Source organism: Acinetobacter sp. 1124_18A (assembly GCF_052824995.1).
In genome coordinates, this window is record NZ_VTDF01000010.1 from 26,165 (window position 1) to 47,572 (window position 21,408).

At 39.8% G+C, this 21,408-nt stretch carries 19 protein-coding genes; 11 read left to right on the forward strand and 8 right to left on the reverse strand.

The window, feature by feature from the left end; all coding sequences use genetic code 11:
• The first annotated feature begins 83 nt into the window (after positions 1–83).
• The 4 genes from lipB to FY048_RS16475 all read left to right on the forward strand — a co-directional run bounded on the left by lipB (position 84) and on the right by FY048_RS16475 (position 4,190).
• Positions 84–737: a lipoyl(octanoyl) transferase LipB gene (gene lipB, locus FY048_RS16460; protein ID WP_446091840.1), complete on the forward strand. Its 654-nt coding sequence runs from the start codon at positions 84–86 to the stop codon at positions 735–737.
• A gap of 81 nt (positions 738–818) precedes the next feature.
• Entirely contained in the window at positions 819–1,352 is a 534-nt protein-coding gene (locus tag FY048_RS16465; RefSeq protein WP_446091841.1) for a hypothetical protein, read from the forward strand.
• A 1-nt stretch (position 1,353) separates the two neighbouring features.
• Positions 1,354–2,538 (forward strand): iron-containing alcohol dehydrogenase, encoded by a 1,185-nt coding sequence (locus FY048_RS16470; RefSeq protein ID WP_016137050.1) that lies wholly within the window; start codon positions 1,354–1,356, stop codon positions 2,536–2,538.
• Positions 2,539–2,804: 266 nt separating this feature from the next.
• The gene (locus FY048_RS16475; RefSeq protein ID WP_446091842.1) at positions 2,805–4,190 is read left to right on the forward strand and encodes an APC family permease; all 1,386 of its coding nucleotides are present in this window, start codon (positions 2,805–2,807) and stop codon (positions 4,188–4,190) included.
• A 37-nt stretch (positions 4,191–4,227) separates the two neighbouring features.
• Here FY048_RS16475 and FY048_RS16480 read toward each other — a convergent pair whose 3' ends face one another.
• Positions 4,228–4,788, reverse strand: coding sequence for a flavodoxin family protein (locus FY048_RS16480; RefSeq protein WP_446091843.1), 561 nt, complete (start codon positions 4,786–4,788; stop codon positions 4,228–4,230).
• 116 nt (positions 4,789–4,904) lie between these two features.
• Here FY048_RS16480 and FY048_RS16485 point away from each other — a divergent pair, with 116 nt between their 5' ends.
• Positions 4,905–5,285 (forward strand): winged helix-turn-helix transcriptional regulator, encoded by a 381-nt coding sequence (locus tag FY048_RS16485; RefSeq protein ID WP_016137053.1) that lies wholly within the window; start codon positions 4,905–4,907, stop codon positions 5,283–5,285.
• Positions 5,286–5,346: 61 nt separating this feature from the next.
• Here the strand turns inward: FY048_RS16485 and FY048_RS16490 are convergent, their stop codons facing one another.
• The 7 genes from FY048_RS16490 to rplU all read right to left on the reverse strand — a co-directional run bounded on the left by FY048_RS16490 (position 5,347) and on the right by rplU (position 11,135).
• Positions 5,347–5,820 (reverse strand): tRNA (cytidine(34)-2'-O)-methyltransferase, encoded by a 474-nt coding sequence (locus tag FY048_RS16490; protein WP_446091844.1) that lies wholly within the window; start codon positions 5,818–5,820, stop codon positions 5,347–5,349.
• Positions 5,821–5,863: 43 nt separating this feature from the next.
• Positions 5,864–7,237: a siroheme synthase CysG gene (cysG, locus tag FY048_RS16495; protein ID WP_446091845.1), complete on the reverse strand. Its 1,374-nt coding sequence runs from the start codon at positions 7,235–7,237 to the stop codon at positions 5,864–5,866.
• A gap of 67 nt (positions 7,238–7,304) precedes the next feature.
• Positions 7,305–8,576: a serine--tRNA ligase gene (gene serS, locus FY048_RS16500; protein WP_446091846.1), complete on the reverse strand. Its 1,272-nt coding sequence runs from the start codon at positions 8,574–8,576 to the stop codon at positions 7,305–7,307.
• A gap of 118 nt (positions 8,577–8,694) precedes the next feature.
• Positions 8,695–9,495: an RsiV family protein gene (locus FY048_RS16505; protein WP_446091847.1), complete on the reverse strand. Its 801-nt coding sequence runs from the start codon at positions 9,493–9,495 to the stop codon at positions 8,695–8,697.
• 115 nt (positions 9,496–9,610) lie between these two features.
• The gene (lolA, locus tag FY048_RS16510) at positions 9,611–10,306 is read right to left on the reverse strand and encodes an outer membrane lipoprotein chaperone LolA (protein ID WP_016137058.1); all 696 of its coding nucleotides are present in this window, start codon (positions 10,304–10,306) and stop codon (positions 9,611–9,613) included.
• 241 nt (positions 10,307–10,547) lie between these two features.
• The gene (gene rpmA, locus FY048_RS16515) at positions 10,548–10,805 is read right to left on the reverse strand and encodes a 50S ribosomal protein L27 (protein ID WP_016137059.1); all 258 of its coding nucleotides are present in this window, start codon (positions 10,803–10,805) and stop codon (positions 10,548–10,550) included.
• 18 nt (positions 10,806–10,823) lie between these two features.
• Positions 10,824–11,135: a 50S ribosomal protein L21 gene (gene rplU / locus FY048_RS16520; protein WP_004639133.1), complete on the reverse strand. Its 312-nt coding sequence runs from the start codon at positions 11,133–11,135 to the stop codon at positions 10,824–10,826.
• 443 nt (positions 11,136–11,578) lie between these two features.
• Between rplU and sdsA the strand changes: the two genes are divergently transcribed.
• The 6 genes from sdsA (at position 11,579) to adeK (ending at position 21,358) form a co-directional block, all read left to right on the forward strand.
• Positions 11,579–12,556, forward strand: a complete 978-nt coding sequence (sdsA, locus tag FY048_RS16525) for an All-trans-nonaprenyl-diphosphate synthase (RefSeq protein WP_446091848.1) — start codon at positions 11,579–11,581, stop codon at positions 12,554–12,556.
• A gap of 14 nt (positions 12,557–12,570) precedes the next feature.
• Positions 12,571–14,631 (forward strand): site-specific recombinase, encoded by a 2,061-nt coding sequence (locus FY048_RS16530; protein ID WP_446091849.1) that lies wholly within the window; start codon positions 12,571–12,573, stop codon positions 14,629–14,631.
• Positions 14,632–14,814: 183 nt separating this feature from the next.
• Positions 14,815–15,441, forward strand: a complete 627-nt coding sequence (locus FY048_RS16535; RefSeq protein WP_446091850.1) for a phosphatase PAP2 family protein — start codon at positions 14,815–14,817, stop codon at positions 15,439–15,441.
• A 23-nt stretch (positions 15,442–15,464) separates the two neighbouring features.
• Complete coding sequence (adeI, locus tag FY048_RS16540) at positions 15,465–16,715, forward strand: multidrug efflux RND transporter periplasmic adaptor subunit AdeI (protein WP_446091851.1); 1,251 nt, start codon at positions 15,465–15,467, stop codon at positions 16,713–16,715.
• A gap of 12 nt (positions 16,716–16,727) precedes the next feature.
• Positions 16,728–19,904: a multidrug efflux RND transporter permease subunit AdeJ gene (gene adeJ / locus FY048_RS16545; RefSeq protein WP_016137064.1), complete on the forward strand. Its 3,177-nt coding sequence runs from the start codon at positions 16,728–16,730 to the stop codon at positions 19,902–19,904.
• Positions 19,904–21,358 carry a multidrug efflux RND transporter outer membrane channel subunit AdeK gene (gene adeK / locus FY048_RS16550; protein ID WP_446091899.1) on the forward strand — a complete coding sequence of 485 codons (1,455 nt, stop codon included), beginning with the start codon at positions 19,904–19,906 and terminating at the stop codon, positions 21,356–21,358. The genes adeJ and adeK overlap by 1 nt, the downstream gene beginning before the upstream one ends.
• The last annotated feature ends 50 nt before the right edge of the window (positions 21,359–21,408 follow it).

The window sequence follows — 21,408 nt, forward strand, 5'->3', positions numbered from 1 at the left end:
ATCCTTTAAAATTACAGGGTTTTCGGCTTCTATCTTGCAGATATTAACGGGCCGCATAAACTAACTTATAGGAATATATTGTGATGAGCCTTGATAAACCCAACTTGATCATTCGCCAATGGAACGATTTACAAGATTATCAAAGCAAGTTTGAAACCATGAAACTCTTAACAAATGAGCGTGATCAAGATACGCCTGATGAGTTATGGTTACTTCAACATCATAATGTCTTAACACAAGGTCAAGCAGGCAAACCAGAACACATTCTAATTTCATCAGACATTCCAATAGTACAAACCGACCGCGGCGGGCAAGTGACTTGGCATGGACCAGGTCAACTGGTTGCTTACTTTATGTTTGATCTTAATCGGCTAAAATGGAACGTACGTACATTGGTCAGTTTTGCTGAACAATTTATGATAGATGTTTTGAAAAAGTATGGAATTGAAGCTTATGCCAAGCCAGATGCACCTGGGGTATATGTAGATGGCCGCAAGATTGGTTCCTTAGGTTTTAAAATTCGCCGTGGCCGTAGTTACCATGGATTAGCATTAAACTTGGACTGTGCTTTAGATGGATTCCAGACCATCAATCCTTGCGGCTATGCAGGGTTAGAAATGGTACGTATACAAGATTTAGTGACTCCTTATCCATCATTTCGTCAACTTTGTCAGGACTTTATTGAGTATATTAATAGCACTGGGTACTTTAATGACCCTAAAGTCAAATATGAATAAATCGCTTTGCGATGAAATAAAAATGGATTAGAGTAATTACTCTAAATTTGCTTTCGCATAATTTTAACAAGGGATACGCGAGTGATTTCGACAAAAGCGGTAAAGCCGACGCTGCAACTTGCCTACGTTAAGCTCATGATGGATGTTATTGGTCGTGGCTTAGTCATGGCAAGTCAAGTGGACTCTGAAATACAAGAGGAAGTATCTAAATTTCCTGTTCACTTTGTACTTTCAATGAATGTTTTCCCGAATGGACCAGCATTTTTTGCTCGAGTGACAGAGGACAAACAGCTAGAACTACTTCAAAGAGCTGAAAAAAAACCAGACTTAACGATTACCTTCAAACATGTCACTCATGCCTTTTTAGTGTTTTCTTTTCAAGAAAGTACCGCTCAGGCATTTGCTAATGACCGAATGATTGCCGATGGCGATGTATCTGCTGCTATCCGCTTGGTACGCTGCCTAAATAAAATGGAATCTCTTATTTTACCTAAATTGGTTGCTTCACTAGCAGTCAAAGAATACCCAAGCGAACTTACCCTAAAAGAAAAATTCAACGAGGCTGCAAATATTTACTTAAAAGTAGCCAAGTCCTATTTCAAGCGGAGCGCATAACATGGCCAAACCATATTACGAATTCTTTTGTCCTGTAAAAGTCATTGCTGGTAATGCTGCGCTAGAACACATTCCATTTGAGCTTGCAACTTTAGGTGCAAAACGTCCTCTTATCATTACAGATAAAGGTGTTCGCGCAAATGGCTTATTAAATCCGATTGAAGCTGCATTTAGTACAACCGATGCTGTCATTGGTCATGTTTTTGATGATGTACCACCAGACTCAAGTTTAGAAGTCGTTCGCCTTGCAGCAGAAGCTTATCGCACAAACAAATGTGATGCGATTATTGCTGTAGGTGGCGGTTCAGTCATAGATACTTCTAAAGCAACTAATATTTTAGTTTCTGAAGGTGGAAATGACTTATTGCAATATGCAGGTGCTCACAACTTACCGAAGCCATTAAAACCATTTTTTGTGATCCCAACAACCTCTGGCACTGGTTCTGAAGTAACCATGGTTGCTGTAGTTTCAGATACTCAAAAGAATGTTAAGTTAGCATTTGCTTCTTATTATTTAATGCCACATGCAGCGATTTTAGATCCACGCATGACGCTTACATTGCCTCCTCATTTAACAGCAATGACTGGTATGGATGCATTAACGCATTGTGTTGAAGCCTATACATGTCTGGCTGCCAATCCATTGAGCGATGCTTATGCAAGTGCCGGAATTAAAAAGATTAGTGAAAATCTCTTTAATGTCTTAGAAAACCCAAATGACTCGCAAGGCCGTTTAGAGTTAGCTCAAGCTTCCACAATGGCGGGTATTGCATTTTCCAATTCAATGGTCGGCCTAGTTCACTCTTTAGGACATGCTTTAGGCGCTGTTGCTCACCTGCCTCATGGTTTATGCATGAATTTATTCTTACCTTACGTACTTGAATATAATAAACAAGTAAATGGTCAGAAAATTGGTGAGTTACTGTTACCACTCGCTGGTGCAGATATTTACGCACAAACGCCTGCAACCCAGCGCGCAGATAGAGCAATTACGACAATCTTAGCAATGCGTGATCGCCTATTTACTTTAACAAAGCTACCACGCACTCTACGTGAAACAGGTAAAGTAACTGAAGCACAGCTTGATGAAGTTGCAGAAAAAGCACTAAATGATGGCTCAATTATTTACAACCCGAAAGAAGCAAGCTTAAAAGATATCCGAGATATCTTAGAAAAAGCTTGGTAATTTGATAAGTTAAACTCAAAAAAATCTTATAAAGGTCTGATTTATATATTAAATCAGACCTTTTTTATGACTAAGAATTTTTATTCATTATTTTATTTGAAATATGTGGCAAAAAATTTGCTAAAAAATAGATGAAAGTACTGACAATTTATATCAATTTAGGATAGATTGGCGCACTTTATCTTTTTCTGTAGGGGGGATCGTTCGTCTCAAACGATCCTTAACACCAAGCTGATCCTTGATCAACGATTATGAGGATAACGCCGTTGACAAATTTATCTGGGACTAAACCAACAGGCAAGCTTCAAAAGAATCTTGTACTTTGGCATATTGTTATTATTGGTTTAGCTTACATTCAGCCATTAACGTTATTTGATACTTTTGGTTTAGTGTCAGAACGAAGTGGTGGTCATGTACCAACTTCCTACATTTTTGCATTAGTCGCAATCTTATTAACATCGATCAGTTATGGACATATGATTAAGCGCTACCCTTCTTCTGGGTCGGCCTATACCTATGCTCAAAAATCAATTCACCCTAATGTTGGCTTTATGGTGGGTTGGTCTTCTTGGTTAGACTATCTACTGTCACCGCTTGTTAATATTATCTTGGCAGATATTTACCTAAGAGCTCTTTTTCCAGAAGTAAATAACTGGTTATGGGTGATTGGTTTAACAACACTTATGACTGTTATTAATTTATTTGGTGCACGGTTCGTTGCACGTTTTAACAGTACGATTGTTGTTATTCAGCTTGGCGTAATTTTTTACTTTGTTTATCAGGTATATACTTTACTTACTCAAGGTGTATATGCAGATGGAACTTTAAATCCAGATAAATCAGCATTGTGGTCATTAACTCCTTTTTGGAACGATATGACGTCTGTCAGTTCTTTAATTGCTGGCGCGACTGTACTCTGCTTCTCTTTTACCGGATTTGATGCTTTATCTTCTCTTGCTGAAGAAACAAAAGATGCAGAAAAAACGCTACCAAAAGCTATTTTTTCTACAGCATTACTTGCAGGTATTATTTTCATTGTAAGTACTTACTTCATCCAATTATATTTCCCAAGTAACCCAAACACTTACTTTAATCCTTTAGATGAATCACAACCTGTGATGGTCGCTGCGATTGGTAGTTTGATGTTTAAAACTTTGGTTTTATATTTTGCTGTAGTTGCTGTGATGGCATCAGGTATTTCTGCCCATGCAGGTGTATCACGTTTAATGTATGTGATGGGACGCGATGGCGTCATCAATAAGAAATTATTTGGTCATATCAGTCCGAAACTGCATACTCCAACTTACAACATTCTTATTGTTGGTGTGGTTGCTTTATCTGCTGGCTTTTTAGATCTTGAACATATTGTTAACTTGATTAGCTTTGGTGCCTTAACTGCTTTTAGTTTTGTTAACTTCTCTGTAATTTCTCGCTATGCATTAAGAGATGGCAAGAATAAAACGCTTAAAGACATCATTAACTATATTGTTATACCAACGCTTGGTTTTGCCAGTGTGTTTATGATGTGGTTAGAGATTGATAAGCTTGCCTTACAAATTGGCTTAGCTTGGGCCGTTATTGGTGTAGGTTATCTTGCCTATAAAACCAAAGGCTTCAAATATAATGCTCCGCAACATAACGAGCATGAGTAATAAAAAAGGCGCTTAAAGCGCCTTTTTTATGGTCAAATTAACCGTAAATTTTATTCACAATGCTTTGTACACGTTGAGCATAAAGTTTTGCTGTTTCGAGATCACCTGTCGGAACCTCTTCCACACTTGCATCAGAAGGTGATTGAACTAAAAGCCCAACTGAACCGCCTAAGTTGTTTACATCTTCACGTGTTGCATCTTTCGTATTTGCTGGTGATAAACCAAGGCTCACCCAAATCCCACCATGCTGTGATGCTAAAGTTTGTAATTGGATAAGAGTTACTTGCTTATCCCCATTTAAGCTCGCGCTGTTTGTGAAGCCAGCAAATACTTTATCTTGCCAACCACGTGTAAACCACACTTTTGAAGTTGCATCAGCGAACTTCTTAAACTGCCATGGCGCTGTACCCATATAAGTAGGCGCACCAAAAACAATCCCCTTTGCATCATTTAATGTCTGCCAATCTTGATCAGTAATATTACCTTCCTGATCAATTTGAACGAGCTGAGCATTAATCTCGTTTGCAAATGTTTCAGCAACAACTTTTGTATGGCCATAACCAGAGAAATATACAACCGCGATATTAGAGTTAGACATGGGAGAAAACCTTTGTTTTATTAAATTCCACTTTATGATATATTTTAGAAACTAGGTGTCAATTAGTTACTAGTTGGTAACTAGGGTAATTTTTCAAAAAATTATAGGTAAATGGTATGAATGAATGTCTAAAATATAATATTTTTCAACAACATTGCCCTGCTCGTTTATTTTTTGAAAAAATTGCAGATAAATGGGTTTTATTGATTTTAAATGTTCTTGAGGAAGAAACTCAACACTTCAATTTGCTCAAAAAGAATATCCAAGGTATTTCCCCTAAAGTCTTATCACAGAAGTTAAAAATGCTAGAGAGAGACGGTTTCATCGAACGTAAAATCCAGAATACCTCCCCAATTCGTGTTGATTACTCACTTACTTCTTTAGGGCAAAATGTAGCTTCAATGGCATTCCAATTAAAGGAATGGGCCGAAACCAATATTGAGCAAGTTTTAGCAGCCCAAATAACTTATGATGAAAAAATACTAGAACAGGCTTAAAGAGATTTAGACAAAAATAAGGCCACAACTGTGGCTTTATTTTTACTTAAAATTAGATAACTTATCCTAAGGTTTTAAAGCCCTGCTGACGCCATGCCTCATAAACAATCACGGCGGTTGCATTAGATAAATTTAAACTTCTTGAATTTTCAGCCATCGGTAAACGGATCCACTGTTCTTGTGGAAACATTAAGCGGACATGCTCAGGCAAACCACGTGTTTCTGGCCCCATCAATAAAGCCACAGGCCGATTCAAATCGACTGTATGTGGAGTCGCTGAGCCTTTAGTGGTAAGTGGAAAAACATGCTCAACACCTTTAGCTTTTAGATCTGCAAGACATAGTTCAATGTTGTCCCAAATCTGCATACGCGCCCATTCATGATAATCAAGGCCAGCTCGCTTGAGCTTTTTATCATCTAACTCAAAACCCAGTGGTTTGATTAAATGTAGCTGTGCGCCCGTATTAGCACATAAACGAATGATATTGCCTGTATTGGCAGGAATTTCAGGCTCGTATAGGACAACATGAATCACAAATTTTCTCGACTTTAATAACCAGCAATAAATTCAGATAAATTTATTGCCATTTTAACTGTTCACGTAAACTTACCACTTCACCAATAATGGTTAAAGTCGGTGCTACGATATGATGTTCAGACACTTTAGTCGCAATATCGGCTAATGTTCCAACAATAACTTTTTGCTCTGGTGTTGTTCCTTTAGAGATTAAGGCTACTGGCATATCAGCACGTTGACCATGAGCAATAAGTTGCTCACAAATACGCTCTAAGCCAACCAATCCCATATATAAAACTAAAGTTTGATTTTGATAAACCAGTTCATTCCAAGGGAGTTCAGGTGAACCTTCCTTTAAATGCCCTGTCAAGAAACGAACGCTTTGTGCATAGTCACGATGAGTCAGCGGAATGCCCGCATAAGCTGAACAGCCTGATGCTGCGGTTATACCCGGTACAACCTGAAAAGTAACATTCGCCTCAACTAGCTCTTGAATCTCTTCACCACCTCGCCCAAAGATAAACGGGTCACCACCTTTTAGACGACAAACACGCTTGCCCTTTTGAGCATATTCAACCAATAAAGCATTGATACCATCTTGTGGAACAGAGTGATTTGAACGGGCTTTACCGACATAAATTTTAGTCGCATCGCGACGGCAAAGCTCTAAAATGGGTGCAGACACCAAACGATCATAAATTACGACATCTGCTTGCTGCATAAGACGCAATGCTTTTAATGTCAGTAGCTCAGGATCACCGGGGCCAGCCCCTACCAAATAAACTTCACCTTTAGGTGCAGTCCATTCTGTTAATGCTTGCTGAATTAAATCATTTGCTACGTCTAGATTGTCATTAAAAACTTGTTCTTTTAATGGACTAGCATATAAATTTTCCCAAAAGATTCGACGCTCATCTGGGTTGGTAATTTTTTCTTTTACTTGCTTGCGCCATTGACCTGAGAACTCAGCCAACTTACCCATGCCATGTGGAACAATCGTTTCTATTTGAGTACGAAGTTGTCTCGATAAAACGGGTGATGCACCATTTGAGGCAACAGAAATGACCAATGGAGAACGGTCAATAATCGCTGGAACCATAAAGCGGCAGTGTGGAATATCATCGACACTATTTACCAATAAATTACGCGCTTCACATTGCTCAAAAACTGCTTTGTTCACTTGCGCATCATTAGTGGCAGCAATAACTAATCTGTAAGAGGTATTTAAAAAAATTTCGGCAAAGGTCTCAGCAAAATACTGTCCCCCAGTCACCTGAACCAACTCTAAAAGCTGATCTTCAATTGCTGGAGCAATAATATCAATTACTGCTCCTGCTTTGGCTAAAAGATTTGCTTTGCGCAAAGCGATATGCCCACCACCCACAATCAGACAACGTTGCTGTTGCAACTTTAAAGAGATTGGAAAAATATCCACCTTAAGCCTCTACATTAATCATCTGATTTGGGTTAAGCAAAAACCGTGCACAATTTAGATGCAAAACTTAGTCAATAAAGGTTAAACCACCCATGTATGGGCGTAATACTTCTGGAATCTCGATAGAACCATCTTCACGTTGGTAATTTTCCATTACAGCAAGCAAAGTACGTCCAACTGCAAGACCTGAACCATTTAGTGTGTGCACTAATTCAGTCTTCTTTTGATCCATTCTGTAGCGTGCTTTCATACGGCGTGCCTGAAAATCACCCATATTAGAGCAGCTTGAGATTTCACGGTAAGTATTTTGGCTTGGAACCCAAACTTCTAAGTCGTAAGTTTTAATCGCACCGAAGCCCATATCCCCGCCACAGAGCAAAATTTTGCGGTATGGCAAACCAAGTGCCTGCAAAATGCCTTCAGCATGTGCAGTAAGCTCTTCAAGTGCTTGCATAGAGGTTTCAGGTTTAACGATTTGCACCATTTCAACTTTATCAAACTGATGCTGACGAATTAAACCACGGGTATCACGGCCATAAGAACCTGCTTCACTACGGAAACATGGTGTATGAGCTGCATATTTTAATGGCAAGCGTTCGGTATCAATAATCTCATCGCGAACGAAGTTAGTAACAGGAACTTCTGCTGTAGGGATGAGGTAATATTCTTTTTCACCTTGAAGTTTGAACAAATCTTCTTCAAATTTTGGTAACTGACCAGTACCACGAAGTGAATCAGCATTTACCAAATAAGGCACATAAGCTTCTGTATATCCATTCTTTAAAGTATGGGTATCAAGCATAAACTGAGTTAAAGCACGTTGTAGGCGCGCTAAAGAACCTTTTAAAACGCTAAAACGTGAACCAGTCAATTTAGTCGCAGTTTCAAACTCTAAACCGCCCATCCACTCGCCTAAATCGGTATGATCTTTAATTTCAAAATCAAACTGACGAGGTGTGCCCCATTTTGAGATTTCAACGTTATCATCTTCATTTTTACCAGCAGGAACAGATTCATCTGGCAAGTTAGGGATGCTAAGCGCTTTTTGTTCAATCTCGTTTTGTAGCTCTGACAAAGCAACTTCAGCAGCTTTGATTTCATCACCAATGGCTTGCATACGCGCCATGATTTCAGAAGCATCGCCACCGGATTTTTTAATCTGACCCACTTGTTTTGCACCGGCATTACGTTCTGCCTGCAATTTTTCAGTTTTTGATTGCAAGTCTTTACGGCGAGTTTCTAAAGAAGCCCATTCTTGAACATCTAATTGAACACCACGTTTTGCCAAAGCCGCATTAACGGCTTCAATATTATTTCTGAGTAACTTAGGGTCGATCATAATCAATCATAATATGGGTAAAAAACTGGCTATAGTGTAAGGCCTTCACACTAAAAAATATAGTGATCATCTTCATAACGAATAGCTTTCACACAATTGTTAGAATAGATCACCTATTTTAGAACTTATAGTTTGGCACACTTGGTAAATACTCAGGTTTAATGAATTTACTTGCCTCAAAATACGGCAGGGTTAATTCAGACATTCCTTCAGCATAAGAAGCCAACTCATAAATCGGATAGACAAAAACAATCCCATTTGCGCCATAGTAGAAATTATCACTTAATTGCAGTTTTTCACGGCTGATATTGTGCTCTTGAAGCCAATTTGTATTCGCATCAAAAAGTGCATCAACTAATTGTTTTTCAACATCTGGCTGAATGAGCTCAGCAACAGTAATATGTTTTTTATTTAATAAATCAAAAGTCACGAACTCTTGATGTGACATGCCATGTGCTGCACCAACAGAATATGAGTAGGTCTGTAATGCAAAAGTTGCAAGATTATAATTTTGCCCTAAATAGCGAGCATAAATTGCACTTTGACTCGAACGAGGCTCGCCTTCAGGTACATCGACAGGCTGATCAGCTAAATTTGCAAAAGCATTCGGATCTGCTTTCTTTATTCGATTAGTGAAGTAATCATTAATCCACTTTTGATTGGTTTGTACTGTTTGAAAGTCATACTCAGTACAACCATCTTCTAAACAAACTTTTGATTTCGGCAATTTTACTGGGATTACTTTTGCCTGAATGACAGGAACACCAGCCTCTTTAGTTTCTTTAACTTTTGCAGTCGAAGCAGCCTGCTCGTCTTTGGCTGCCGACTTTGGTTGGCAACCACTCACAATTGCGATTGCAGCCATTAATGGAAGAATACAAGTAATTTTTTTATCGTAAAGTCGCATAATAATCCCCATGAATTTACCTCTATCACTATACAAAGCGTCCGATCAAGGTGGGGTTAAAAAATGTATCTATCTCTCTTATATAAAAAAAGCTACCGTGAAAGGTAGCTTTTTTGAGAAGGATTAATTATTGGTCAATGACATCTGTGCCTTTTGGTGGCGTAAAGTTAAAGACAGATGCTGGAATTGAAGCATTTACTTTCACGTTCTTAAAGCGTACATAGGTGGTTTGACCTAATGAGTCTTGTAACACCATAAGTGTTGGTGCTTTATTTGCTCCAAAACTAATCGTTAAACTTTGGAAAGCACCATCTTCTTTTTTAGGGAATAATGTGAAATAGAGTTTTGCTTTATCTGGTTGCGTTACACGATAAGACTTCATGATTTGGTTGGTATTACCAGAGAGTAATAACGCCGGCGTATCTGCAACCTGATCATCTAAGCTTTGGCGTACAGCTTGTTGTAAATCTGGATCATAAATCCAAACTGTTTTCCCGCTCGTTACAATCGTTTGTTTAGACGGACTTACTGTTTCCCAATAAAATTTCCCCGGACGTTCAACTTTCATTGAGCCTTTAAATGTCTGGTTCATATGCTGAGCACTTAAACTCTTTTTCTGTGCCACAGTTTTTGTATTGGCTTTAGTTGTTTGTTCAAAATCGGCAGTCAAACGCTGTAATCCTGATAACTGATTAACCAGGTTCCCAATTGCCTGTTGCTCCGGTGCTGCTACAGGCGCAGCAAACACTGTAGTACTCATTACAGGAGCAAGCACTGACGCGCTGAGTGTAATAGCACACATAGTTTTACGAAGCATATTCATGTCATCACCTTTTTAGTTGCTGTAAGACAACTTACCATTTTCCAAAGTTATGAAACTTAGCAAGCTCTTAATTCAAGACTCATATTAACCGACAAACTCTGTGCTAATCATTGAGAAAATAAGATATTTTGTTATGTTATTCATGTTGTTTGTAGAATTTCATTCATCATGATGAAGATAAGCCAGATTAAATTCCATAAAAAAAGCCCACAAAATGTGGGCTTTTTTTTAAAGCTAAAACTTATACAGCTTCAACTTTTACGTAGCGACGACCAAATTGACCTTTCACTTCGAATTTTACTACGCCGTCAGCAGTAGCAAATAAAGTATGGTCACGGCCCATACCAACATTTGCACCAGCGTGGAACTCAGTACCACGTTGACGAACGATGATGTTACCAGCAGTTACAGCTTGACCGCCGTAAACTTTAACACCTAACATTTTTGGGTTTGAATCACGACCGTTCTTCGTCGATCCACCGGCTTTTTTAGTTGCCATGTCTCTTACTCCTCGTGATTAGCCTGAAATACCAGTAATTTTCAACTCAGTGAACCATTGACGGTGACCTTGTTGTTTACGGTAATGTTTACGACGACGCATTTTGATAATGCGGATTTTGTCGTGACGACCATGGCCAACCACTTCTGCAGTTACTTTAGCGCCAGCTACAACTGGAGCACCGATTTGAATGCTGTCACCGTTTACAACCATTAATACATCATCAAATGTAATAGTCGCGCCAGATTCAGCTTTCAATAATTCAACTTTAAGGGTTTCACCCTCAACTACACGGTGCTGTTTACCACCGCTTTGGATTACTGCGTACATAATGTACTCCAATTAGCCCGTGTCGACGTGCCGATAAGGGATATATCGATCTTAAAACGCTCGCCACTGGGGTTATATAAGGCGACAGATTTTAAGTGAAATTTGATCAAACGACAAGTATTTTCTAGTTATCAGTGATGCCTATTCCCCTATTTTTACAAAATCAACAGACAGCTTAGATTGGAATTTAGCAGTTTTCATTGATTCTGAATGAAAATTAAAATACAGTTCCAGACACAAATTGCGACAAGAACAAGTTGTATTAATGCTGATGTCATTAAATTTATTGTTTTGCCGGAAATATCATGTTTTGCTCAAATAAAGAACAAAGAACGCATAAAGACAATAGAAATGATTAATATCAGCCACTTGTTCACCTGTGCAACACACCTTTAATTGTTACACTAACGCCACTTATCTACCAATACGGGGTTTTTCTTCATATGGTCATCGATTTCAAGCAAGACATTCTTGCGCCTGTTGCCTCAGACTTTGCTGCGATGGATCACTTGATTAATGAAGGAATTAGCTCAAAAGTTGGTTTAGTCATGTCTGTCAGCAAACATGTTGTTGAAGCTGGCGGAAAACGTATGCGCCCAATTATGTGTCTACTCGCGGCACGCGCTTGTGGCCTAGATAACATGGCAAACGCACAGCGTCTGGCTGCAATCATTGAAATGTTGCATACCGCGACATTGGTTCATGATGATGTAGTAGATGAATCTGGGCTTCGTCGTGGTCGACCTACAGCAAATGCGACATGGAACAATCAAACCGCGGTATTAGTCGGCGACTTCCTCATTGCACGTGCTTTCGATTTACTGGTCGATTTAAACAACATGACTTTATTGAAAGACTTTTCAACGGGTACATGTGAAATTGCTGAAGGTGAAGTATTACAACTTCAATCGCAACACCAACCAGATACGACAGAAGAAACTTATTTAAAAATTATTCACGGTAAAACGTCTCGTCTATTTGAACTGGCTACAGAAGGCGCTGCTATTCTGGCTGGACAAGAAGCGTATCGTGAACCATTGAGATCATTTGCCGGTCATTTTGGTAATGCATTCCAAATTATTGATGATATTTTAGACTACACTTCAGATGCTGAAACATTAGGTAAAAATATTGGTGATGATTTAATGGAAGGTAAACCGACTTTACCGTTAATTTCTGCATTAGCACACTCAACAGGTGAAGAGCATGCGATTATTCGTCGCAGCATTGCAACTGGTGGAGTGGACCAATTATCTCAGGTCATAGAAATTGTACAGAAGTCTGGTGCTTTAGATTATTGTCACCAACGTGCCCAAGAAGAAACAGAAGCAGCACTGCAAGCTTTATCAAACCTACCCGATACACCGTATCGTCAGGCTTTGATTAACTTAACTCAGCTTGCGTTACATCGAATACAATAGATATTATTCTGCCTATGCATATAAATTTTTCAGATCATTTTTTAAAAATACAGAAACAGCTTGAGGATACTCAAGCTGTCATTGACGAAAATCTACTCATTGAGTTAGTCAATGCCATTCGTCCATCCGACCCTCAGGATACGGATGAGATAAAGCAAAAAATACAGGCTTTTATTGAAAGCCTATTACGCACACCTACTGCTCCCTTCCTGCTACAAACTTTTTTATTACGTTTAATTAATCGCTATAAACAAGTTAGCTTATATGCCGATAGCGGAATTTTGTCTCTTGATGGTTTCTGGAACCAACTAGGACAAAGACTCGGAGCACATTTTTTACCTTTAATTGAAGATGCAAGCCAACTCAAAATATTAATTGGTAGAATTTTCTATTTAGAAAGTGACAAAATCTGGCTCAATAATATTGATGATGAAGATTGGGCAAACCTATTTGGTCTTATTGGTCAAAGCCAAAGTAATGTAGATGAAAAGCTTGTCATTCAAAGTGAAATGATTAAAGCAATTACTGTCTTATCTTATCGAATTAGTGGAATTGGCCTTTACCCCGAATTTATTAATGCTCAACCAGAATTAACTGAATATGAATCTCCATTCTTGGTTCAGAACCGTGAAATTATTGAATTTATTGAGAAATACAAAAAACAAGAACTTGCTGAACATGAAATTGCGGTGATTTCCCCTCCGGATGCATCACAAGCATTTGTTATGCTGGAACAATGTCGGGATGTGGTTTTAAAAATTCGCCGTGCCACCAAAAGAATTGGTGTCAGCTTAAGTTTGACTTACTTATTATCATTACTTGAGCAGTGCCTCGACCGAATTGAATTACTTCTTTATTTGGTTGTAGATAACACTAAAGGAAAATATGTCTCTTTAGGGCATCTTATTTCCGATTTAACCAAAGCACACTACAGTGAAAAAAGTGTTCGCTCTTTATTAAGTACGACAAGTGAACTTATTGCCTTTCAAGTGACTGAAAATGCTAGCCGAACAGGTGAACATTATGTAAGTACGGATACCAAAGGTTTCTGGGGCATGTATAAAGCTGCCGCTGGAGCGGGCGTTATTATCGCCTGTATGGCATCTTTAAAAATTCTTGCAGCAAGAATGACGATGGCTCCGCTCATGCAAGCCTTTACTTTTAGTATGAATTATTCTCTTGGATTCCTTCTAATTCATGTTCTGCATTTCACAGTTGCGACTAAACAACCAGCGATGACTGCTGCGGCCCTCGCTGCAACAGTACAACAGCGTAAAGGCTCTAAAACAGCTCAAATTGCAGAGTTAGCAGCCCTTATTATTAATATTATTCGCACACAATTCATTGCTATTTTAGGCAATATTTCAATTGCGATTCCTACTGCCGCACTCATTACTTTTGCTTGGCAATTCTATCTTGATGAGCCTTTATTAACTCATACGAAAGCAACTTATTTGTTGCACAGCTTAAATCCCTTTACCTCGTTGGCAGTTCCACATGCAGCCGTAGCCGGAGTTTGCTTATTTTTGTCAGGCCTCATTGCTGGATACTTCGACAACATGGCTGTTTACCGAAAAGTCGGTCCACGGCTAAGAGCACATCGCCGCTTAGCAAACTGGTTTGGGCAAGATCGCTTAAATCGTTTTGCTGAGTATATTGAGCGCAACTTAGGAGCTTTAGCGGGTAACTTCTTATTCGGGATTATGTTAGGAAGTATGGGTACCATAGGCTTTATTTTAGGTTTACCTTTAGATATCCGTCATATTGCCTTTGCCTCGGCTAACTTTATTCAAGGTTTAATGACCATTAACGGCAGCCCAGACATCGGACTCATTATTGTGTCCTTTCTAGGCGTGTTATGTATTGGTCTCACCAACTTATTTGTGAGTTTCACTTTAACTATTATTGTGGCATTACGAGCACGTCGAGTTCGCTTCGAACAATGGAAACCTTTAGCCAAGCTGGTAATGACCCATTTTCTGACTCGTCCAAGTGATTTTTTCTGGCCACCAAAACAACCATTAGAACTTGAAGAAAATACGACTACAAATAATGGAAAAAAGGCAGAACACTAACAGTTTTGCTTTGTACACAGAATGTGAATTTCGTCAATTTTGTTGTGATTGTTTTTCCAAATGTTAAAAAATTTTCAAAATGAATTTACGATGATCTATCAGGCTTGAAAAAAAGTGTACTGGCAAGTACACTTTTAACGGCTTTCAGTAGTGGACACTGCTTGAATAAGCAAAGGTACATACATGCCCTATTTATTGCTTCTTATTGGTTGTATTTTTTTAGGATTAGGTGTTCTTGGTCTTTTTGTACCAAGACTTCAGTCTTTGGATCTTCTCAGCGTTCAAATATTGAGTGAATATCGTTCAGATTATCTTAACGCTATTACGATCTTTCTAGCACGAATAGGTGGTATGCCTTTTGTATGTTTTTTATCCATCCTGGTGTGTATATATCAGGCATGGTATAAAAAATATATTACTGTTATTTTCATTAGCGTGGGAGTTATTGGCAGTATCACCATGGGTTGGCTGCTCAAGTGGTGTGTTGATCGCCCAAGACCCCCACAGGTATATCATATTGTCGAAAGTTACGGTGCATCGTTCCCAAGTGCACACAGTGTTTATGCATCAACACTGGCTTGTCTGGCAATGATAATGTTATGCCATAAGCCCAACACTAACTCTCCTTATATCATTTTGATTTCTTGCCTTTGGTTTATCTGCATGGGGCTTTCAAGAATATATGCTGGAGTTCATTTTCCAACAGATGTACTCGCCGGTTGGGGCATAGGTTTTATTTGGATTGCACTGCTTTGGCTCTGGTTATTACAAACACAAAGTAGGTTAAGTAAAAAACAAATATATTTTTAGATTTTATCTAACGAGGTGGAACAATGATGTCGGCTAAGCTTTGGGCTCCTGCCCTTACTGCTTGCGCATTAGCAACAAGTATCGCACTTGTTGGTTGTGGCAAAGGCTCCGATGAGAAACAGCAAGCTGCTGCTGCTCAGAAAATGCCGCCTGCTGAAGTAGGTGTTATTGTTGCTCAACCACAAAGTGTTGAACAAAGCGTTGAGCTTTCTGGCCGTACTTCAGCATATCAAATTTCTGAAGTTCGTCCCCAAACAAGTGGCGTAATTTTAAAACGCTTGTTTGCTGAGGGAAGTTATGTTCGTGAAGGTCAGGCTCTTTATGAACTAGACTCTCGAACTAACCGTGCAACGCTTGAAAATGCAAAAGCATCTCTTTTACAACAACAGGCAAATCTAGCTTCACTACGCACTAAGCTAAACCGTTATAAGCAACTTGTTTCGAGCAATGCTGTATCTAGACAAGAATATGACGACTTACTTGGTCAGGTTAATGTTGCCGAAGCACAAGTTTCTGCCGCGAAAGCTCAAGTAACGAATGCAAATGTAGATCTTGGTTATTCTACTATTCGCTCACCAATTTCTGGTCAGTCTGGACGTTCTTCTGTAACAGCGGGTGCTTTAGTCACTGCAAACCAAACTGATCCTTTAGTGACAATTCAACAGTTAGATCCAATCTATGTTGATATTAACCAGTCTAGTGCCGAGTTATTACGCTTACGTCAACAACTCAGCAAAGGTAGTTTAAACAACAGTAACAACACGAAAGTGAAATTGAAACTCGAAGATGGTTCAACCTATCCAGTCGAAGGACAACTTGCTTTCTCTGATGCTTCTGTAAATCAGGATACAGGAACGATTACTTTACGTGCCGTATTCTCGAACCCGAATCATCTGTTACTTCCTGGTATGTATACAACTGCGCAGATTGTTCAAGGTGTAGTTCCAAATGCTTATCTGATCCCTCAAGCTGCAATTACTCGCTTACCGACAGGTCAAGCTGTAGCAATGCTTGTGAATGCTAAAGGCGCTGTTGAGAGCCGTCCTGTTGAAACTTCTGGTGTTCAAGGACAAAACTGGATTGTGACTAGCGGTCTCAAAACTGGTGAGAAAGTAATTGTTGATGGTATTGCCAAAGTTAAAGAAGGGCAAGAAGTGTCAGCAAAACCTTATCAAGCTCAACCAGCGACCCCTCAAGGTGCAGCTCCAAATGCGACAAAACCGGCTCAATCAGGTAAACCTCAAGCAGAACAGAAAGCATCTTCAAATGCATAAGGGGTAGATTGAATGGCACAATTTTTTATTCATCGCCCCATTTTTGCGTGGGTGATTGCATTAGTCATTATGTTGGCGGGTATTCTCACGCTCACAAAAATGCCTATTGCACAGTATCCGACGATTGCACCACCGACAGTTACAATTGCTGCAACTTATCCTGGTGCATCGGCTGAGACGGTTGAAAATACTGTAACCCAGATCATTGAACAACAAATGAATGGTCTAGATGGTTTACGTTATATTTCATCTAACAGTGCGGGTAACGGTCAGGCCTCTATTCAATTAAACTTTGAACAAGGTATTGACCCAGATATTGCACAGGTTCAGGTTCAAAACAAACTGCAATCTGCAACTGCGCTTTTACCTGAAGACGTTCAACGCCAAGGTGTGACGGTTACTAAATCTGGCGCAAGCTTCTTGCAAGTTATTGCATTCTATTCACCAGATAACAACCTGTCAGACTCAGACATTAAAGACTATGTAAACTCGTCAATTAAAGAACCGCTTAGCCGTGTTGCTGGCGTTGGTGAGGTAACAGTCTTTGGTGGTTCATACGCAATGCGTATCTGGCTTGATCCGGCTAAATTAACAAGTTATCAACTCACTCCTAGTGATATTGCGACTGCTTTACAAGCGCAGAACTCGCAAGTTGCTGTAGGTCAGTTAGGTGGTGCACCAGCCGTACAAGGTCAAGTACTTAATGCAACAGTGAATGCACAAAGTTTGTTGCAAACACCTGAGCAGTTTAAAAACATCTTCTTAAAGAACACAGCATCAGGTGCTGAGGTTCGTTTAAAAGATGTTGCACGCGTAGAGTTGGGTTCTGACAACTATCAATTCGATTCGAAATTTAACGGTAAACCAGCAGCTGGTCTCGCAATTAAAATTGCAACGGGTGCTAACGCACTTGATACCGCTGACGCTGTTGAACACCGTTTAGCTGAATTACGTAAGAATTATCCAGCAGGCCTTGCAGACAAGCTGGCTTATGACACTACTCCATTTATTCGTCTTTCAATTGAAAGTGTTGTACACACATTAATTGAAGCGGTAATTTTAGTGTTCATTGTTATGTTCTTGTTCTTGCAGAACTGGCGTGCAACGATTATTCCAACACTTGCTGTACCTGTTGTTGTATTAGGTACATTTGCTGTTATTAATATCTTTGGATTCTCAATTAACACCTTAACCATGTTCGCTATGGTATTGGCAATTGGTCTTCTGGTCGATGACGCCATTGTTGTAGTGGAAAACGTTGAACGTGTGATGAGCGAAGAGCATACCGATCCGGTCACGGCGACTTCACGATCAATGCAACAGATTTCTGGTGCGTTAATTGGTATCACAAGCGTATTGACAGCGGTATTCGTACCAATGGCTTTCTTTGGTGGTACGACTGGTGTAATTTACCGTCAATTCTCGATTACCCTTGTAACAGCAATGGTTCTATCGTTAATTGTAGCGTTAACCTTCACCCCTGCACTTTGTGCAACTATTTTAAAACAGCACGATCCTAACAAAGAGCCAAGCAATAATATTTTTGCTCGTTTCTTCAGAGGATTTAACAACGGTTTTGACCGCATGTCGCATAGCTACCAAAATGGTGTTAGCCGCATGCTTAAAGGCAAAATCTTCTCAGGATTACTCTATGCTGTAGTAATTGGCCTATTAGTGTTCTTGTTCCAAAAACTCCCATCTTCATTCTTACCAGAAGAAGATCAGGGCGTGGTTATGACACTTGTTCAATTACCACCAAATGCAACGCTTGACCGTACAGGTAAAGTGATTGACACCATGACAAACTTCTTCATGAATGAAAAAGATACAGTGGAATCTATTTTCACCGTTTCAGGTTTCTCATTCACGGGTGTTGGTCAAAATGCTGGTATTGGCTTCGTTAAATTGAAAGACTGGAGTGAACGTACTTCACCTGAGTCTCAAATTGGTGCGTTAATTCAGCGCGGTATGGCATTAAACATGATCGTCAAAGACGCATCTTACATCATGCCATTACAGCTTCCTGCAATGCCTGAACTCGGTGTAACAGCTGGTTTTAACTTGCAACTTAAAGATTCAAGTGGTCAAGGCCATGAGAAACTTATTGCCGCACGTAACACAATTTTAGGTTTGGCTTCACAAGACAAGCGTCTTGTAGGGGTACGTCCTAATGGTCAAGAAGATACGCCTCAGTATCAAATTAATGTAGATCAGGCTCAAGCTGGTGCTATGGGCGTTAGCATTGCTGACATTAACAACACTATGCGTATTGCATGGGGTGGCTCATACATTAACGACTTCGTTGACCGTGGTCGTGTGAAAAAAGTTTATGTTCAAGGTGATTCGGGTAGCCGTATGATGCCTGAAGACTTAAACAAGTGGTATGTACGTAATAGCAAAGGTGAAATGGTACCGTTCTCTGCATTTGCTACAGGCAAATGGACTTATGGTTCTCCTCGTCTTGAACGTTATAACGGCGTGTCATCGGTTAACATTCAAGGTACACCTGCACCTGGCGTAAGCTCTGGTGACTCGATGAAAGCTATGGAAGAAATTATTGCTAAGTTACCATCTATGGGCTTACAAGGTTTCGACTATGAATGGACAGGTTTATCACTTGAAGAACGTGAGTCTGGTGCTCAAGCTCCATTCCTTTACGCGCTTTCATTGTTAATCGTTTTCCTTTGCTTAGCTGCATTATATGAAAGCTGGTCTATTCCGTTCTCGGTTTTACTTGTAGTACCACTTGGTATTATTGGTGCAATCGTATTGACTTACTTGGGTATGATTATTAAAGGAGATCCAAATCTCTCAAATAACATTTACTTCCAGGTAGCAATGATCGCGGTTATCGGTCTTTCTGCAAAAAATGCGATCTTAATTGTTGAGTTCGCAAAAGAGTTGCAGGAAAAAGGCGAAGACCTACTTGATGCAACTTTACATGCTTCAAAAATGCGTTTACGTCCAATTATTATGACTACCCTTGCCTTCGGTTTTGGTGTACTTCCACTTGCCCTTTCAACAGGTGCCGGTGCAGGAAGTCAGCACTCAGTTGGTTTCGGTGTACTCGGTGGCGTACTCAGTGCAACGTTCTTAGGTATCTTCTTTATCCCTGTATTCTATGTGTGGATTCGTAGTATCTTTAAGTACAAACCAAAAACCATAAACACTCAGGAGCATAAATCGTGATGCAAAAAGTATGGTCTATTTCAGGTCGTAGCATTGCGGTATCTGCACTTGCGCTTGCTTTGTCAGCTTGTCAAAGCATGCGCGGCCCAGAACCAGTCGTGAAAACCGATATTCCAGAAAGCTATGCATATAACAGCGCTTCTGGTACGTCTATTGCTGAACAGGGTTACAAACAGTTCTTTGCTGACTCTCGTTTGCTCGGCGTGATTGATTTGGCGCTTGCCAACAACCGCGACTTACGTACAGCAACGCTCAATATTGAACGTGCCCAACAGCAATATCGAATTACGCAAAACAACCAGCTTCCAACAATCGGAGCAAGTGGTAGTGCAATTCGTCAGGTTTCTCAAAGCCGTGATCCGAATAACCCCTACTCTACTTATCAAGTAGGTTTGGGTGTAACTGCCTATGAACTCGATTTTTGGGGCCGTGTACGTAGCTTAAAAGATGCTGCGTTAGATAGTTATCTTTCAACGCAAAGTGCACGTGATTCGACTCAAATCAGTCTGATCAGCCAAGTTGCTCAAGCATGGTTGAACTATTCTTTCGCAACAGCGAATTTAAAACTTGCTGATCAAACACTCAAAGCTCAACTAGACTCTTACAATCTCAACAAAAAACGTTTTGATGTGGGCATCGACAGTGAAGTTCCACTACGTCAGGCACAGATTTCTGTAGAAACTGCGCGTAATGATGTAGCGAACTACAAAACACAAATTGCTCAAGCACAAAACTTGTTGAACTTGTTAGTGGGCCAAGCTGTTCCACAAAACTTGTTGCCAAACCAACCGGTAAAACGCATTACTCAACAAAATGTATATACAGCTGGTTTACCGAGTGACTTGCTTAACAACCGTCCAGATGTAAAAGCTGCTGAATATAACTTAAGTGCTGCTGGTGCGAATATTGGTGCTGCAAAAGCACGTTTATTCCCAACAATTAGCTTAACGGGTTCAGCAGGTTACGCATCAACTGACTTAAGTGATCTATTTAAGTCTGGTGGTTTTGTTTGGTCAATTGGTCCAAGCTTAGACTTACCAATCTTTGACTGGGGCACACGTCGTGCCAATGTAAAAATTTCTGAAACCGATCAGAAAATTGCATTGTCTGATTATGAAAAATCAGTTCAGTCTGCGTTCCGCGAAGTTAACGATGCGCTTGCAACTCGTGCCAATATTGGTGAGCGTTTAACAGCTCAACAACGTCTAGTAGAAGCGACTAACCGCAACTACACACTGTCAAATGCCCGCTTCCGTGCTGGTATTGACAGTTACTTGACGGTTCTTGATGCACAACGTTCATCTTATTCAGCAGAACAAGGTTTATTGTTGCTTCAACAAGCTAACTTAAACAACCAAATCGAGTTATACAAAACTCTAGGTGGCGGTTTAAAAGCAAATTCTTCAGATACAGTGGTTAATCAACCATCAAGTGCTGAACTTAAAAAACAATAAGTTTTAAATAACTTCTATATAAAAGCTCACTTCGGTGGGCTTTTTTATTG